The following is an 18,392-nucleotide window of genomic DNA, read 5'->3' as shown; positions in this document are numbered from 1 at the left end:
ATTACTTCTAGTTATGCCAAGTTCCGGTGTACCACTGACCTCCGTAACGCAACATCTTGGTCAGATCAAAACCGAAAATACAAGAAGCTATCAGTACCAAAACTAAACCTACAGCTAACAGGGATAACCCCACTAACAGCACTTTTTTATTAACGTGTAACATTTAATTTTCCCCCTCGCTAAAACTATGAAAGACAAACTGGATCAACGACCATAACCACGGAATGCTGTATAAGAATCCCTGCCATAACACCAAACCAGCACCGCCAAAAAACGCGGCAAGCCCCAGTTGCAAGATAAAATAGGCTAGTCCCCCCTTGACTAACACCACAAAGCTTCCTAATAATAACCAACAACCGGCGAGCAAAAAAGCAACCGTACAGATGAAAAGCGTTACTTCAAGAGCTAACAGGATGATATAACCTGCCAACAATAATGGTCCCCAGACCGGAATCCCCAAAAATAAAAATAAACTTTTTAACTTACTTACCGAAGAAGAAACTTGAACATTTTCATCTGCTAGGATCGCCATCACTACTTTATCTACTCCGCCAACTTTTTGCAGGGCTTGTTGTTCTTGGTAACCGTCTTCTAACAAATCATCCAAGTATTCTTCATAGTAATCGACGTACTGCTTGCCGTTACCAACGCCGTATTTTTTAAGCTTAAGTTGTAACTCGATCAAAAATTCTGCTTTAGTCATTGACTACTTCCCCCTAATAAACGTAATAATTTTCTCGACCTCGGCCCACTCGGCTAAAAACTGTTTGATGGCCGCCTCCCCTACTTCAGTAAGCTGATAATACTTTCTGATCCGATTATTATGGATCCGGCTTTCTTCTTTGATCGCCTTTTGTTTCAATAGCCGTTTTAAAATCGGATACAGCGTTGATTCCGGGATCTCGATGAGCGGTGCCAAGTTTTTAATGATCTCGTAGCCGTAAGATTCGCCTCGCTGCAACTGTGCTAAAACACAGACATCCAGCAAACCTTTTTTTAATTGTAGGTTCATTCAATGCCTCCTTAAACATTATACTATGTAATGCGATGTACTATGTATAAGGTAGTCTATTTAAGTTCAGTTGTCAACCGAAATTTAATAAAAAAGGAGACGTTTTTCGCAACATCTCCTTTATCCTGAATTTTATTACGCATCAACTATCTTACTTATTTTTACTCGTCCATTTAACTGCTAAAAAACTAATCGAAGTTAAAATAAATTCAGTCACTACCGTAGAAATAACGTTGCCTAAACTCGGCGTGAAATCGATCAGCGAATGTTGTTGCACGATCAAGCTTGCCCACGGAAAAAGTAACGAGTATGCAAGAACGATGAGCGCAGCCAGCGCAGATACTAATAAAATATTTACCGCTGAATAACGGCCGGTGCGCGCGTAACTCAGTCGTGCACCCAAAAGAGCCAACAAAACCGACGGCAGCAAAGTCGTTAAAATTACCAACGTTAAGACCGTAAAAGAGTTATACAATAGCAATGTCACTAACATTTCCAGCACTGTAATTACCACAAGAATCCAGTCAAATTTTTTCATTATTTCACCTCAATAAGTCCACTACATTTTTCTGTGACGCCGCCACTGCCGGAAAATACGTAAAAATTAACCCAATGACTGTCGGTAACAAAATCGCCACTATCACGTTTCCTATCGTAAAAATCAACTGAATGCCTAACCACTTACTTAAAAATACGCTCATACTGATTACCAAAATTACCGACAACAACGATGCTAAAAAAATCATCAATCCTCCTTCAAGCATAAATTGATTCCGAATATTTTTTTGCGTGGCGCCAAACGCACGTCTTAACCCAATCTCGTTTCTACGCTCTGCAATCGCAGAATAACTGGAACTCATCACCCCAAATCCTGCTACGATCAGTGAAATTCCCGCCACTCCGGCAATCAAGTTTGTCGCTAATGACGTTGTTTTCTGAATTTGTTCAACGATTTGATGCATGTCTTCTAACACATACGAACCTGAATAATTATTTTCCCCGTAATTGTGCAAATAATGCAATACTTTTCTTTTAGTTTGCGTTTTTTGTGCCGTGTACCAAATTTTCATCCGATTATGCTGCAAAATAAAATTTCTCGTTTGTGAGTTAGCCTGCTGTGATAACAATAAATCCGGTGTTTCTTCTAATCCTTGGTAAACAGCAGTGATGTAATAATTAAAATTGTTTATCCTAACAACTTGATTCAAAACATCCGTAGTGCCATATATTTTTTTGGCTAACGTATTTTTAATTGAAATTTCATTATCATGAGTATTTTTTATCTTACTCAAAGAGTTTCCTTTAAGCACCTTGACATCGGAATTTATATATTTACGTCCAATTCGATCGTAATCTCCGCTTTTTTTTATTCCTATAGCATCACTGTATACGATAACATTATTCAGATTAGAAGTATTCGTTAATTGGACTTTTTGCACGTGTGGTAAACTTTCAATTCCGCGCTGGTCTTTGACCGTAAAACCTGCACCATCACTACTAGTAATACAATTTACCGTAAAAGTTTTTCGCCCACCTGTCACCTCGTATAGCTGTTGTGTGATCGCTTTTTTAACACCATTTCCCAAACTTAAAATCAATAAAATACTCACAATACCGATCATCAGTGACCCCATCGTTAGTAATGTTTGTCGTTTGTTAACATACAAAGATTGCAATAAATTTTTACCTAACATGTTCAATTTCACTTCGTTACCTTCTCACCATCCAATTCATTACTAATAACTTAGCTAACAGCACAATTACTTCATCTTTTTTAGCTGAGAACCCACTGGTACTTCAGTTAATGCTACATAACACTGCTCGTCTTTTTTCGTTACGTTAACTCGTACTGTCTGCCATTTAGAACTTCCTTTTTTCTTGAGTGTGATCCGCCGATTTTTAATGTACTTATTAGGAATCGCCACATCGTGGTACGAAACTAGCAAGTGTAAATGAGTCCCCACCGCGACATTTTGAATCCCCGCCTGTAGATGATAGCGAGAAATTGCAGCGTTCCCGGTCGTTGGCAGCACATCAATTTTACTGATCTGGCTGGCGTAACTATTTTTACCGTCTAAAGTCACGGCCTGCACATTACTTCCGACCTGCAATAAATCCCGATCTAACTCAGAAATAGTAGCATCTACATAGACCTCATCGCTCACAATTTCAAACGTATTGTTATCGTTGACTACAAGTTTTCCTGTAATTGGTGCCATATATTTAGAATCATAAATTACCTCCCCTTGCTCTACGTGATCACCATTACTGACTAGTAGATCCTTATCGTTAGCAGGAGGTAATTTCCTAATTTCTTTAGGCTTAACCACCCCATTTAATACCAAATCTTTTTGCTTAACAACGCGGTAATAACTAGTGTGTGACTTACTAATATTTGTTCGATTGTAATTAGTAATTAAAAAACCTAAACCGACAAAGCCAACGACAATCAAGATTAACAAAATTACCTTATTTTTCATCCACTGTCTTTCCTCCCCTCCACTTTTATTATTGTAAAACAATAAATAATTAATGTAAACAGATAATTTATTGCTGTATTAATTAATAAAATTTGTTTTGTAAAAGCAATTAAAATTTTTACACTTAATATTCTGACAAAAAACGAGATACCAAGTAGTTTTAAAAAAACAACCAGAAATTTTTAGAACAAAAAACAGGCGTTGATTTTTGCTCATCAACGCCTGTTAGTATGAAACCTAAAACCACTTAATTAGCTTTTTTTACGACCATTACTGTAATATGTTACATGATGGTAAGCACCCCAGAACCATGAAACTGATTGTAGTAACTTAAATACTGACATGATAATATCCTCCTTAACACTTGTTTAGTGAAAACCTGAATCACTTAATTAGCTCTTTCTATGACCATTTCTGTCATATGTTACATGATGATAAGCACCCCAGAACCATGAAACCGATTGTAGTAACTTAAATACTGACATGATAATACCTCCCTTCACACAATAAACACATCAAAATTTTCAACATACAATTCAGTAGTATCATTATTCACATTAACAAAACTAAAAAACTTTAGTCGCTAAAATTAAACGATTGGCTATTGAATTATTTTGACACATTCATGTGTATTTTTAGATTTTGAACTTACGTGTACTAAATGTGAATTGCACAGTGCCAATCACTTATTCTTTATTTTTATTACGTACTTTGAGATCAAGTAAAAAAAAGAAGTTATAACTAATTGTTGAACAAAATTAGCTGCATATGTTCCCATATTTATATGGGCATTAAACGTTATGCTTTCAGTAGGACCAAAATGTGTATTATTTTCAATAGTTGTCATAGGAATATATCTCCAAACAACTCCATAAAAAATATAAACAAATAACAAACTTGATAATGTAATTATTATTATTTTTAAAATTTTATTTCTATCCACCAACTCTGTCATCATGTGACCAACTAACCAACTCCAAGTTACAGATAATATCATACTAAAAGCAATAAATTGAATAATATTTATTTTATTTATAATAACTAAACAAAACAAACTAACTAATATCAAAAATGTCAATAAAAATATATCTATCCTTTTTAGCTTCATTATTTTCACCCATCTTCAAAAAATCTAAAAATAAAACCACATTATCAAATCATAAATAGAATGTAAATCCCCTAAAATTACCGTACTTTTAATTTTATAACTTAACAAACCAAATATTAGTCCAAATGGCAAGCGCCAAATAAAATTATCCATGATTGGTAGCCCAAAATGCCCAATAAATGCGAATAACAGAGCTTGTATCATATTTGCTATCCAAAATGTAATACCTACATCAGTAAAAGTTTTAATTAAATATTTCCGATATAAGATTTCTTCTGCAAATCCAGTAATAGTATATGTCATTACTACCACAATGATTTTCCATAATTTTTCAGTTTTCAAATAATTAAATAGTATTATCATCACAATAGTAAAAACCATCACCGAAATAAATTCCAAGGTTAATCGGCTAATAGATGTTAGCATATCCTTATCGTTATATTTATTTAAAAACCAAATACCAACTAAAACAAAGATTAGATAAACAATTTTTGTCCACAACCCCGTCACCAATGCGTCAAGATGCGTTGAAATTAAAAATAATAAAATAGTACCAAACGCCGGAATTGTACCACTCATCACTATAAATAATATATCTTGCAATATTATTAAGCCTTGCTTCTTACTAATAATCATTTAACCCCTCAACAATATTTTGAGTCGCAGCCTTTATTGCTGGAAAATAACTAAAAATCAAACCTATAACAATAGTTGCAACTAAACTTAAAATAATACTAATCAAAGACAAATTCATGGGAACTCCTACAAAATGTGCTATCATACTAATTAAAGACGCAATTAATATTCCAAATATTCCTCCCGCTATAGTTAACAAAGTACCTTCAATTTGAAAAGAAAATTGAATATCAAATTTCGATGCTCCTAAAGACCTACGTATAGCAATTTCTTGACTACGTTCTGAAATTGAAGCATACAAAGAATTCATTACCCCAAAACCAGCAACAAAAAGCGCTACGTAACTAATCATCAAAAACATGAACTTACTTGCTTTAACAGAATCTTTAGATTCCTTTAAAGCTTTATCACGATTTATAACTGCATACCTACCATAATTTTTTGCTATCCCTTTCCGATTTAACTGCCTAGATATTTCATACATCAAATTTTTAGAATATTTTTTGGCAGGGAAAACTATCATACTATCGTAGCTGTTTAAATTGATCTTAGATAAATTTTTACTGCTAATAACTATATCTGGTAATAAAGATGTATCACTCGTAGTATAAAAAATTCCTACAATTTTAAATTTTTGATTCTTAATATACAAATATTTACCTAAAATTTTTGCAGCTTTTTTTCCATTTGATACACTATTTGCCATTTCATCACTAATTACTGCATTGGTTCCGGTCTTCATTTTGTTCAAATTTCCTTTAACAACGGAGAGAGTATTATTCTTATTAACTTCACTTAAAGAACGTATTGTCCGCTGAGAAGTTTGTCCCAACACTTTAACCGCTAATTGTCTTGATAAACCTTGACTTTGTAACTTTACTTTATCAACTCCTTTAATATTTTTTATTAATTTAACGTCATGATATGTAAAACCTGCATTTGAAGTTTTATTACTCGAATCATACATAACAGTAATTGGAGAATTAACACCCAATTGTTTATTTAAATCTTGATTCATATACGAATTGCTGGAAACAACTAATAAAATTGTTAAACTAGCAATTGCAATTGCAATTACTGTCATAAAACTTTTCATTTTATGTCTTGTGATTTGCAAAATAACATCTTTTATAATTTTATTATAAATTTTCATCTTAATACCAATCTTTTATTTATTAATTCATATTTTATTTGTGAATATTCTGCAACATCCCGATCATGAGTAACTAAAACAATTGTTTGCCCATTTTTATTTAACTTTTCTAGTAACTCCACTATCATTACTCCAGTTTCAGCATCCAAAGCACCTGTTGGTTCATCAGCTACTAGCAATTTGGGGCCATTTATTAAAGCACGAGCTATAGCAACTCTTTGTTGCTGACCACCAGACAAATTATTGGGAAATTCATTTATTTTATCAGACAATTCTACCGCTTTAACTACTTCATACAACTTTTCATCAGCAATTTTTGATTCGGAATAAATATTAGAAAGTAATATATTTTCTTTTACGGTGTACTCAGGAAGTAACTTATAATTTTGAAAAATAAATCCAATATTGCGCAATCTTTCTTTAGCAAGATCATCATCTGATAATTTGGATACATCTTTACTATTAAAAAAATATGATCCTTTAAATTTACTATCCAGCAACCCTATAATATTAAGCAAAGTTGACTTACCAGATCCCGACTTACCCATGATAGAAACAAATGAACCCGATGATACTTTAAAATTTAAATTCTCAATTATAAACATATTATCATTATTTGGGTTTTTCTTATTTAAACTGCTAATATTTACTAAAACGTTCATAATTCCTCCCAAATTATTTAAGCTTAAAAAGTTAATAATTAATATTTAAATTGCATTCTTACATAATCACGATATAATGGTAACTTTTTCATAAGCTCTTTATGTTTTCCATTCCCACTAACATGACCATTTTCTATAAAATAAATATTTTCAGCATCCACAACAGTACTGAGTCTATGAGCAATTATCAAAGTCATACGATCCTTCATCAAAATTTTCAAAGCTTTTTGAACCATTGCTTCTGATTCTGAATCTAAACTGGCAGTTGCTTCATCCAACATTAAAATTTTAGGATTTCTTAGAAAAGCTCTAGCAATAGCAATTCGTTGTTGCTGACCACCGCTTAATTTAATACCTCGTGAGCCTACTTCTGTATCTAATCCCTGGTCTAAATCTTTTACAAAACTATCGGCATAAGCTAATTTAAGAACTTGCCATAATTTTTCGTCACTAAATTCAGACTTGCTTAGTCCGTACGTAAGATTATGTCTAATTGAACCAGATATGATCGACGCATCTTGACTAACATATCCTATTTGTGAACGCCAATTATAGAGATTAATATCCTTGATATTTTTATTACCTATTACGATATTACCTTTAGTTGGATTGTAAAGACGTTCAATTAAGCTAAAAACAGTTGACTTTCCTCCACCAGATGGTCCAACAATTGAATCATATATTGCTTCTTTTATACCAATTTTATAAAGATTATCTATATAATTATTACCGTTCTTGCCCTCAAATATTTCTGCTCCAGAGGTTTTTACTAACCGAATTTCGCCTAATGTTTCATTACTAGCTCCACTGAACCTAGCAAGCTCATCTTGTCTTTGCTGTCCAACTTCACTAGACTTTTTCATTATTGGCAACATAATAGCCATAGTTAGCGGTACAGTTACCAACATAATGAGTGTCATTTTCCAATCCATTAAAAACATTATTAAGATCGATCCAAAAAATTGGAGTAATGAACTAACTAATTGAGGAAAAGATATTGTTAATAGATCCTTAATTTGAGTAGTATCACTGATCAGCCGTGATGTTACTTCACCTGACTTTATTTCATCATAATAGCTAATTCTTAAATGAATCAATTTATTCCAAAATAACTTACGTAATTTCGAAACCACATCCTCTCCAAATAGGCTCAAAATAATTCCAGATAATGAACTAAAAATAGCACTAACAATAAACATAATTAAAATAACAGCTACTAACTTCAAACTTACTCCATTCTTTAAATTACTAAGAACCAATTGAACTAATTTAGGAACTATCAGTTGTGTAATACTAGCACCGATACCTAAAAATAAACCCAATAAAAACTTCCAGTACCTTGGATGCGTAATTGTTAGTAAGTTAAAAGTAGTCCTTAGAGCATATTTAGATTTTAAATTTGACTTAACTTTACTCCCCTCCTCCAATCTACTCTTTACTCATAGTTATCTCTATTTAATTTTCCTTTATATAAATCAACTCTCTTCATAAAAAATAAAATGATATATAGTTATATTTTCGCACAACTTATTTACAGTTATCAGTATATCCCTGTCTTTAGTTAATTACTTGAATTTTTGCCAAATGGACTAGTGTAGTGCCAAAAGGCTAAATCGTTAAATATATAATGAATTATAGTTTTTTAATTAAAAAACGGCCAAAAAGTTTTACTGCCCACTTTCTAGCCGTCTTACTGAATTTAGTTTCAGAGAACTAATTCTTTTTCGTCTATTTCTTACTTAGCGGATATTTTTTCAATAATTCTTGCAAATATTTTTCCGTTGCAACTTTTTGCCCCGTTTCGCCCATAAGCTCATAAATTTTGATCACATCTTTGATCTTCCTAACTCCGACTTCATCCTCATAGAGGACTGCCATGATTCCTTCAAAAAAGTTCAATGTTATTTTTTCATACACCATGCTACTTTTAAGCTCGATCCGTTGTAAACTTTTTAAAGTATCTGCAGCTTTAGTGACTTGCCCCGCTATTACATAAAGTTGAAAATAATTTGCTAGCACCCTGAACGCCTCGTTACCATACTTATACATATCACTATAACGTTCAATATGGCGCAAAATTCTCTTTTTTAAAGGTTCTATCTCCGAAAGCTGGTAAACAAACATAACATTACTAAATAGTCTTAATTCATAACGCGTCCATAACTGTGTTTCCTTCAAGTAGTCTAATATCTCAGTCTTAGCCTTTTCATCAAAAGGTTCTTTTTTTATTACATTTTCAAGCAACTGGCAATTATCAACTAAGTGGTGAAATTCAATATTATTCGTTTCAGTTAAAGATACCTTAGCTTTCTTTTTTACTCTCTCAATTTTAGTGACATCGCCAACCGCTCCGGCTTCCTGCAGTTCAGCTAAGTACTGATCGTATTTTCTTCCAGAATAATCATCATCCATATATAACACCTCATCGAAGGTAACGTGTAGCTGATCTAACAGATAGATGAAATTATCAACACTCGTACTTCTTTTCCCGCTTGCAAAACGACTGTACGTTGACATCGTTATCCGCTCTCCAATTAACTGAGTGATCGTCATATTCTTATCTTCTCTAACTTGCGCTATTAATTCACCAATTTCCATTATTAATACCTCCATATATTGTGCAGATTGGCATTACTTTACGCAATTTGGAGAATAAAACCAGAATTACTTTAAATTAATCATATAATTTCTCTTGAAGTAAAACATTTATTTCTACAAGAGGAGTTGATTATAATGATTCTTTGGTTGATTCTATTATCAGCACTTTAGCATTATCTCCGTGAATTGCGTGTGATTAACCGCTAACAAATTAATTATACCAAAAATATTAAGTTACACTGAAATATTTTTTCACGGGAAATGCTAGCTATTCAAATAGCACGAGACTTGTCGTTTACGGCAAGTGCTCGTGCTATTTTTTATTACTGCCCTATTTTGCACCGAAAACAATCGTTCGTGTGAACCGACACGAATACCAATCAGGATCAGGTCATCTTCAGCGTATTTTTGTAACTTAAATCACTGCCGAACAGATCAACTGCAACAAAAACAGCACCGACAAGATCACTAACGTCTTAGACATAGTTTTAGCCTTCCCGACCGCCAATTTAGCGAGCGGATAGGCGACAAAACCAAACGCCAGACCCGTAGCGATCGAACCCGTCAGTGGGATCAGCGCGGTGATCAGAAAAGCAGGAAACCATTCGGAAAAATCCTGCATGTCGATCCCAGCGAGTTGTTCCATCATGACTGCACCCGTGATGATGATCACCGGTGCGATCGCGGCGTTCGGCACGAAGTTTAACAACGGGATCAAGAACAACGAAATGATAAACATCACGCCCGCCGTCAGTGACGTGATTCCTGTTTTACCGCCACTTTCAATGCCCGCCGCGCTTTCAGCCGCAGCGACCGTGGGGCTAGTACCAAAAAAGCTGGAACAAAACGCCGACAAGGCATTGGCCTGGTATGCCCGTTTAAATTTAGGCGAATCCCCCAGTAAGCCCTGCAGCAGTCCGAGCGACTCGAAGGCGAGGATCATCGTCAGCGAGAAAACAGCGATCATAAATTTGATCGTTAACGAGCCGTGAAAGTCATTTTGAAACAGTAGCTGTGGGTATTTTGCCAGTAACGCCAGGTGCGCGTGGCTGCCTTGCCCGCTATTAACGTGAAATAAAATACCCAAGATACTGGTGATGACAATGCCGATCACGAAGCCGCCAAAGGTATTTCGCAGGTACAATATCAAAGTCAAGACTAAGCCAAACAACGCGAGTAAGACTGCCGGACTGCTCAGGTCCCCAACTGCTAGCAGTGAACGCGAACCGCCCGACTGGATCAACTCCGCTTTTTGCAAGCCCAACACTACCAAAAACAAACCGATGCCCGCGGTGATCCCCTGTTTTAAACTCGCTGGGATCGCCTGTGCGAATAATACGCTTAACGGACTAAAGGCAATTATCAAGTACAAAAAACCGCTGACCGCACAGACTGCTAGAGCTTGACGCCACGTAAAATGCATCGCAGCGACTAACGTATAAGTGAAAAAAGCGTTGACACCCATTCCCGGCGTGATCACTACCGGACTATCCGCAATCCAATACATCAAAAAACAACCCAAGGCTGCACTGAAGATCGTGGCGAAAACACTGAGATCAACAGGGATCCCGGCGTCGTGCAGTATCAATGGGTTGACGATGATGATGTAAGAAATTGCAAAAAAGCTCGTGACTCCCGCCATGATTTCGGTTTTCCAACTACTTTTTGCTGCTGATTTCTTATCGTTCAATTCTAATTTACCACCAAACTAAGCTAATTTTACCAAACGAATAATCCCGCCATTGCTCCGGAAAGTAGTGATACTAAGATCCCGGAAAGCAACATGTACCACACGTTGCGCGCGATCAAATCGTTCTTTTCTTTATCTACTAAGCCCTTGAAGGCACCGATGATCATTCCGACGGTTGAGAAGTTCGCAAATGAAGTAACAAACACGGTCAAAGCCACCCGGTAGTGCGGTGAAAAAGCGTTTGTCGCGATCGTCTTAGTCACCTTGCCCATGACGACAAATTCGTTAGTCACTAATTTTTCGCCCATGAACTGCGCAAACTGAAACGCATCGTGCACAGGTAAGCCCATCAACCAAGCAAACGGGAACATCACGATCCCTAAGATATGCTCGAGTGATAACCACGGGTTAAACCAGCCTAAGATCTTATCAACTAAAGCTGCTAAAGCAACAAAGGCGATCACGTTTGCGGCAATGATCAAGATCAAACGGCCAGCGCCCAAGATCGAATCACCCAAAAATGAGAAGAATGGTTCTTTTTTACCATTTTCATCGACTTCGCCACTTTCCTTAGCAGCCGAGCCGCCTAAAGTAGCGATCGTATCTTCTTCTTCAGGAACTACGACCGGGTTAAGCAACGTCGTCACGGTCAAAGCATTGATCACGTTTAACGGTACCGATGTTAGCACGTAAGAAGATGGCATCATTTGCATGTACGAACCTAAGATCGAAGCCGTGATACAACTCATCGACATGAAAGCAATCGTCAAAACACGCTGAGCTTTCATCTGTTTAAGTTGTAGCGAAGAAACTGCGATAGCTTCCGTGTTACCCAAAAACATCATTTCAATGCCGAAAAATGATTCGAATTTCGGCTGACCCGTTAATTTAGATAGCGCCCAACCCAACCATTTAATGATAAAAGGAAGAACACCAATGTAAGTTAAAATATCAAATAATGGCACAATCATTAAAATCGGCAAGAGAACTTGCACGAACCAATCCATTTGCTTAACGTTGACCATACTAGGAATCGCGAAACCAACTCCCACATAGGCAACTTGTACTAAATTATTAAAACCCTTGGCAGCTGCACTAATGATCGTCCGTCCTACTGGGAAACTAATCAAAAACCAGGATAAAAAGATATTGAAGACGACCATAATAGCTACAGCCCGCCAGTTAATATTTTTCCTGTCTTTAGAAAATAACCAACCAATGGCTAGAAAAATTGCGATACCTACAATATTAATCGCTAAGTACAATGTGTTCCTCTCCTTTTTATGTAGCTGTTAGTAGACAATGAACTGCTGCATCACCGGCCAAACTCGAACTATCCTCCTTTTTGGATAACCGGTTTCAATTAGAATAACATATTAACGTTAACTTTTGTAGTAATAAAAAGGAGTAGAGACAAAAAGCGGTCAACAGTTGAGCACTAGAATAGCCCATAACCGTTGACCGACTTATTTTGCAGCTTGGATAATTACGCTCCGCAGGCCAACAATCTGTGTCTAGCTACGTCTGACAACAAGTCCCACTCCGACTTATTGCCAGCCTAGGCTAGTCCTCGATTGCTAAGCGGTCTGGCTCGCAGCTTATTAATTACGCTCCGCCAAGCAGCAGTCTAGGTCCTAAGGACACCTCACAACAAATCCAAGTTCGGGATTTGCTATTCGGTGCCACTTAGTCCACGACTGTTAAGCGCTTGGCTCCGCAGCTTGATCTTAATTACGCTCCAGCTGGCAGCCGCTTACGTTTAACTACGCTAAAAAGCAAAGCCAAGTTCAGGCTTTCCTTCCTAGCTAGATTAATCCTCAGCGGCTAACCGCCAGCTTCCGCAGCTTGTTAATATAGCACCGTCTTAATATTCGCGAACTCGTAGAGCCCCCAGTCACTCAACTCACGACCAAAGCCCGAATCCTTCACTCCACCAAACGGAACTCCCGCTTGCGAACTCAAAATATGATTGATCGCTACTTGCCCCGTTTCGATTCGTGACGCCAATTTCTGTCCGCGCGTCACCGAACCCGTATAGATAGCTCCGCCTAAACCATAGCGCGAGTCATTTGCCAATGCTACCAACTCGTCATCCGACTCCACCCGATATAACTGGGCTACGGGACCAAATAATTCGGTGCCATACAACGGATTATTCGGCTGCATCCCACTGATGATCAGGGGATTAAACCCAGTACCTTTACCTGCCAATTCCGTGAGCTTGCCGTACAGTAACTGCGCTCCACCAGCTAAGGCATCTTGGACCTGCTGTTTCAATGTCTGTTGCGCACCCTTAGATGACAACGGTGCCAACGTCGTGTTTTCGTCCAGCGGGTCGCCTAACTGGTAGTGCGCGAATTCCTTTTTTAACAGCGCTAAAAATTCATCGTACACCTTAGCATCGACCAAGTAACGTTTAGCCGCGGTGCAAACCTGACCGGCATTTGTCAAACGCGCAGCAGCTGCATCGTGAGCAGCCCGGGGTAGATCAGCGTCATCTAATACCGCAAAAATATCCGTGCCGCCTAGTTCCATCGTCGCTTTTTTCAAATATTTACCGGCGCTCGCCGCGATTTTTCTACCAGCACCTTCGGAACCGGTCAACGCCACTCCTTGGACCCGTGGATCGGCGATAATGCGGTCGACCTGTTCGTAATCAGCGAAGACATTGGTAAAAGCACCCAACGGGATCCCCGCTTGGTCACAGGCCTCTTGAAATGCTAGAGCAGCTTGCGGCACGATACTGGCGTGTTTTAAGATCACCGGGTTGCCTAAGATAAAGTTCGGCGCAAACACCCGCATCACCTGCGCGTAAGGAAAGTTCCACGGCTCGACCGCTAACACGATCCCGATACCAGCAAATTCAACGTGTGCCGGACCCGTCGGGATATTAGAGTACGGGCGTTTTTGCAGTAACTGCTTGCCATTTTCCGCGTAGTATTGTGCAAACTCAGCTGTCTTTTGCACCTCGCCACGTGCCTGACCGATCAATTTGCCCATGTTGGTCGTCAAAAAATGTGCGTAGTGCTCCTGGCGGTTGGTGAATTCCTGAGCTAGTTTGGCCAGTAACTCAGCCCGCTCGTCTACCGCTCTTTTTTGTGCTAGTTGGTAAAAGCCCTCGGCCTGATTCAAAACATCGTCCAGTTGCTCGTCTGTGATCATGCTAAATTCCTTGATCAGTTCACCACTATAGGGATTAATTGCTCGATAAGCCATGTTGTCCTCCTTAATTTAAGCTAAATACTGCTTAAAGATCTGCTGGTAAATTGCAATAAAATCAGTATACAACTTAGCGGAAACGTATTCGTTATCTTCGTGGGGATTGTCGTTACCCGGGCCGAACACAACGTAATTGAAATTACGCGGCTGCTTTACTAATAGTTTAGAAGCGTCCGTGCCACCGGAAATCCCAAACTTAACGATCTTATTAGGCTCATACTTGCCACCCATCGCCGTGATCGTTTGTTTTTCCTTTTCTGCTTGTTGGGCGCTCAACTGGCGGGCTTTAACGTACGGCTCGCCTACTTGCTGCACTAAATTGACGATTTTGGCGTCCGGATTACCTAATATCGGAATAATGTTCATTCCCACCGTCACTTCGATCTGGCCGGTCGTTTGTTCGTTATATTTAGCCACCACCGTGTCGATTAGCTGCAAGATCTCGGCGTTAGCGAATTCCGGGATCGTGCGGATATTGATCTGCGCTTGAGCAAAGGCCGGGATCGCGTTGACCTGATTGCCACCACTGATCGTGTCGATGTTAAAAACCGTTTCACCCAAGACGTCGTTTTTCACACCCGTCATCTTGGTCGTAACCGCCGCTTTGATCTGCGCTAATACTGCCAGTAAATGTTCCACCGCGTTATTACCTAACGCCGGCATCGAACTGTGCGCCGCTTTGCCATGAGACGAAACGGTAATGTCCAGTTCGCCTTTATTGGCGTAAACTGCGCGGTACCCGGTCGGCTCTCCGATCAACAGCGCGTCGGCGTCTTGCATATATCCCTGTTCTTCTAATTCCTGTGCGCCGGCCTGACCGACTTCTTCACCCGCCGTCGCTAACAAACGCAACGTGCCGTTGAGCTGAACGCCGTCTTCTTTGAGTTTGAGCATCGCTAACACCATCGCTGCCAAACCGCTTTTCATATCGGTCGTGCCCCGGCCAAACAACTTGTCACCGTCTTGTACCAATTTGAACGGGTCGGTCGCCCATGCCTTCGTGTCCGCCTCTACGACGTCCATGTGTCCTGAAATCACCAAAACTGGCTTACCACTCCCCATTTCAGCAACAAAATTTGCCCGTTGCGGCTGTCCCGAAAGCGGCAAGACCTGATTTTTGATCCCTGCTTGGTCAAATAAAGTTTTCAGATACCGTGCGACTTGTAATTCATGATCATTGACTGATTTAAATTCGACTAGCTTTTGTAATAAAGTAATTGGTTCCATCCTAAGACTTCTTTCCGGTTAACTAAATTAAAGTGCTACCATTATGATATACCAGAAAACGCAATTAGACACGACCTGGGTCTCATCTAATTGCGTTTCAAATATCTTCGCCATGAATCGCGCTTCGCGAGGCAATACTTTGTGTCTAGAATTCAAGTACAGAATTTACTCCGCCGTGAATTTAGTCCACAACTGCTAAGCAGTCTGACTCACAAATTGATAATAATATTCCCCCGGCTGAACCGTCATTTTCACACAACGTTGCTGCTCGTCTACCACTCCAGCATATTTCGCAGTTAAATTTATCTTTTGTTCTTCATTAACGTACGGCAAGCAAATCACTGCTGTTGTTTTCGCTGGAACGCTAACGTGTAATTTCTTTTGCGCTAGCAAGTCTACCCTGATCATTCCACTGCGCGCCGCGTACCTTAAGTGTAACTCGTGGCACACATTGACTTGCGGGTGGATCTCAAATTTTTCAAATCCCGGAACAAGTACTCGCAGGCCAACCACTTTGCGAATAAACCAATCTAGCACACAGCCCATTGCGTAATGGTTAAAGGAAAACTGGCCAACCTTACCGTCAGGCTGAATTCCTGCCCACGATTCCCAGATCGTAGTGGCCCCATGCTCAACTTCATACAGCCACGACGGACATTTCGTTTGCAAAAATAAGCGCGCGGCTAGTTCTTCGTGTTTATTATCAGTTAAAACATCCAGTAAATGTGGCGTGGCTAAAAAACCCGTGTCAAGCCGGTCACCGTTTTCATGGATCAACGTTACCAAACGCGCGACCAATTTTTCTTTAGTCGCCTGCGGCACCATATCAAACGCAATCGCCAATACATAGCAGCCCTGATGATCTTCTTTTAACAACTGCTCATCAGTGACTAGATATTTATTAAACGCAGCCTTCACTTTATGCGCGTAGTCAGCATAGCGAGTCCCGTCTTGACGTAAAATCGTACTGATCTGTGCCAAAATTTCAGCAGAGTGAGCTAAAAAAGCAGTCGCGACGGTATTTTTCGTGGCTGCAGCCGTCTTCATCGGATCCGGTTTCTCCATCATTAGGCTCGGAAACATCCAGTCGCCGTAATGAAACTTAGTATCCCAAAGATACCGGCGATCGTCGGTTTTAGCGGCCGCAGCACTTTTTTGAGAAAACTCAAACCATTTGACCATCGCTTGGTAATTATCTTCCAGCACTTGGCGGTCGTTATAGCGTAAATATAAGGTCCACGGTACCAAAATGATCGCATCGCCCCACCCCGCCGAAGAGTAAGAACCCGTGAATTCAACACTTTTTTGCGCGTCTTTGGGGGCGGGCGAATAATCGATAATCTCGCCGTTAGCACACTGATCGAGCCGCACATTTTTTAGCCAACGACTGATAAACTGATCGGTATCCATAAAAAAAGTCGAGGCCGGAGCAAAAACCTGCATGTCACCGGTCCACCCGACCCGTTCGCGTTGCGGACAATCAGTCGGGACCGAAAGCATATTGCCGCGCTGGCTCCATTTAATATTCTCTAACAGGCGGTTGATCTGTTCGTTATCGGTAGTGATGACTCCAGTTTCCGGCATATTAGAATAAAAGGGAATCGCCTGGATCTCTTTTAGCTCGCTTTTCTTGAGTCCTGAGATCTTAACGTAGCGAAAGCCGTGAAAGGTAAAATCAGGTTGCACCGTCTCTTGCTTACCGTTGCCGATAAAAAAGTCCTGCTGGTCTTTGTTTCGTCCGATAATATTGACTAAAAATCGACCGTTCTCATCCAACGTCTCCGAATGCTGTAATTTAATTGTTTGTCCCAACGGGATCGTCGCCGTCAGCCGCACCACACCCGCAATCACTTGACCAAAATCGCAGATCAGATCCGCACCTTCTTGCCAGCATTTTTGACACGCTAACGGTTCATGCGCATACACTAACGGACCCTGCTGTTCTTGCAGGCGGGCGTAATCGGCGTTGAGCACAAACGTTGGTTGTGGCAACGCTTTTTCATCTGTCAGCCAAGTGCTACTTTTTCTTAGATCCTGCATCTCACCGATCTCGATGTCCGCGTAGACGTGTTTCCCACTACCAGCGGTAAAACTATCGTCCGTCGCAATCGTCATCGCAGTACCATCCGCATATTTAACGGTCAGTTCGGCTAGCAGGGCAAGTTGAGCACCAAACTGTGCACTACCTCCCTGAACGCTGATCCTACCGGCATACCAGCCATCCGCGACTATAACACATAAATTATTATTTCCTTTAGTGATTTGATTGGTCACATCATAAGTCTGATACTGTAAAAATTTATGATAGTTCGTGTAGTCGGGCATGAAACTAGCCTGAGTGACTTTTTTACCATTGACCATCGCCTGATAAATTCCTTGCGCGGTGATCCTTAAAGTTGCACTTTTAACTTGACCGCCGCTAATGAAACTTTTTTTAAAATAAACTGGCGGGTGTAATCGTTCGGTCACCGGCTTTTGCGGCCGACTTTTGCCGGAAAACATTTCCTCCAAGGTAAATTCCGGCTCCGCACTCACCTGACAATTATCCGCGCTGATCCATTGTGCTTGCCAGTTAGCATTATTTTTGGTTTTCACTGGTAAACTCCT

General features: G+C 39.5%; 17 protein-coding genes. All 17 read right to left on the bottom strand.

Annotation, left to right across the window (positions count from 1 at the left end; all coding sequences use genetic code 11):
• Window positions 1-7: 7 nt before the first annotated feature.
• The gene (locus tag ACSYSK_RS00360) at window positions 8-163 is read right to left on the bottom strand and encodes a hypothetical protein (RefSeq protein ID WP_491714986.1); all 156 of its coding nucleotides are present in this window, start codon (window positions 161-163) and stop codon (window positions 8-10) included.
• Window positions 164-703, bottom strand: coding sequence for a DUF1700 domain-containing protein (locus tag ACSYSK_RS00355; protein WP_491714985.1), 540 nt, complete (start codon window positions 701-703; stop codon window positions 164-166). It lies immediately after the preceding gene.
• 3 nt (window positions 704-706) lie between these two features.
• Entirely contained in the window at window positions 707-1,012 is a 306-nt protein-coding gene (locus ACSYSK_RS00350; protein ID WP_491714984.1) for a PadR family transcriptional regulator, read from the bottom strand.
• A 151-nt stretch (window positions 1,013-1,163) separates the two neighbouring features.
• Window positions 1,164-1,550: a hypothetical protein gene (locus tag ACSYSK_RS00345; RefSeq protein WP_491714983.1), complete on the bottom strand. Its 387-nt coding sequence runs from the start codon at window positions 1,548-1,550 to the stop codon at window positions 1,164-1,166.
• A gap of 4 nt (window positions 1,551-1,554) precedes the next feature.
• Window positions 1,555-2,718 carry an ABC transporter permease gene (locus ACSYSK_RS00340; protein ID WP_491714982.1) on the bottom strand — a complete coding sequence of 388 codons (1,164 nt, stop codon included), beginning with the start codon at window positions 2,716-2,718 and terminating at the stop codon, window positions 1,555-1,557.
• A gap of 54 nt (window positions 2,719-2,772) precedes the next feature.
• A complete protein-coding gene (locus ACSYSK_RS00335) occupies window positions 2,773-3,492 on the bottom strand; it encodes a hypothetical protein (RefSeq protein WP_491714981.1) in 720 nt (239 codons plus the stop codon).
• A gap of 682 nt (window positions 3,493-4,174) precedes the next feature.
• On the bottom strand, window positions 4,175-4,600 hold the full coding sequence (locus ACSYSK_RS00330; RefSeq protein ID WP_491714980.1) for a hypothetical protein: 426 nt from the start codon (window positions 4,598-4,600) through the stop codon (window positions 4,175-4,177).
• Window positions 4,601-4,624: 24 nt separating this feature from the next.
• Complete coding sequence (locus ACSYSK_RS00325; protein ID WP_491714979.1) at window positions 4,625-5,236, bottom strand: CPBP family glutamic-type intramembrane protease; 612 nt, start codon at window positions 5,234-5,236, stop codon at window positions 4,625-4,627.
• Entirely contained in the window at window positions 5,226-6,389 is a 1,164-nt protein-coding gene (locus tag ACSYSK_RS00320; protein WP_491714978.1) for an ABC transporter permease, read from the bottom strand. The genes ACSYSK_RS00325 and ACSYSK_RS00320 overlap by 11 nt, the downstream gene beginning before the upstream one ends.
• Window positions 6,386-7,051, bottom strand: coding sequence for an ABC transporter ATP-binding protein (locus ACSYSK_RS00315; protein ID WP_491714977.1), 666 nt, complete (start codon window positions 7,049-7,051; stop codon window positions 6,386-6,388). The genes ACSYSK_RS00320 and ACSYSK_RS00315 overlap by 4 nt, the downstream gene beginning before the upstream one ends.
• Before the next feature lie 38 nt (window positions 7,052-7,089).
• Complete coding sequence (locus ACSYSK_RS00310; protein ID WP_491714976.1) at window positions 7,090-8,373, bottom strand: ABC transporter ATP-binding protein; 1,284 nt, start codon at window positions 8,371-8,373, stop codon at window positions 7,090-7,092.
• Between the two features lie 406 nt (window positions 8,374-8,779).
• On the bottom strand, window positions 8,780-9,649 hold the full coding sequence (locus ACSYSK_RS00305; protein ID WP_491714975.1) for a helix-turn-helix domain-containing protein: 870 nt from the start codon (window positions 9,647-9,649) through the stop codon (window positions 8,780-8,782).
• A 415-nt stretch (window positions 9,650-10,064) separates the two neighbouring features.
• Window positions 10,065-11,291 (bottom strand): NCS2 family permease, encoded by a 1,227-nt coding sequence (locus ACSYSK_RS00300; protein WP_491715823.1) that lies wholly within the window; start codon window positions 11,289-11,291, stop codon window positions 10,065-10,067.
• A 77-nt stretch (window positions 11,292-11,368) separates the two neighbouring features.
• Entirely contained in the window at window positions 11,369-12,604 is a 1,236-nt protein-coding gene (locus ACSYSK_RS00295) for a NupC/NupG family nucleoside CNT transporter (protein WP_491714974.1), read from the bottom strand.
• A gap of 583 nt (window positions 12,605-13,187) precedes the next feature.
• Window positions 13,188-14,555, bottom strand: coding sequence for an aldehyde dehydrogenase family protein (locus ACSYSK_RS00290; protein WP_491714973.1), 1,368 nt, complete (start codon window positions 14,553-14,555; stop codon window positions 13,188-13,190).
• A gap of 15 nt (window positions 14,556-14,570) precedes the next feature.
• Entirely contained in the window at window positions 14,571-15,785 is a 1,215-nt protein-coding gene (locus ACSYSK_RS00285) for an ArgE/DapE family deacylase (protein ID WP_491714972.1), read from the bottom strand.
• A 195-nt stretch (window positions 15,786-15,980) separates the two neighbouring features.
• Entirely contained in the window at window positions 15,981-18,380 is a 2,400-nt protein-coding gene (locus tag ACSYSK_RS00280; protein ID WP_491714971.1) for a family 78 glycoside hydrolase catalytic domain, read from the bottom strand.
• Window positions 18,381-18,392 lie beyond the last annotated feature (12 nt).

The sequence above is a fragment of the Ligilactobacillus sp. ESL1201 genome (assembly GCF_058503265.1).
Note: the sequence above shows the minus strand (reverse complement) of the source record. Positions and strands in the feature narration are given on the sequence as shown.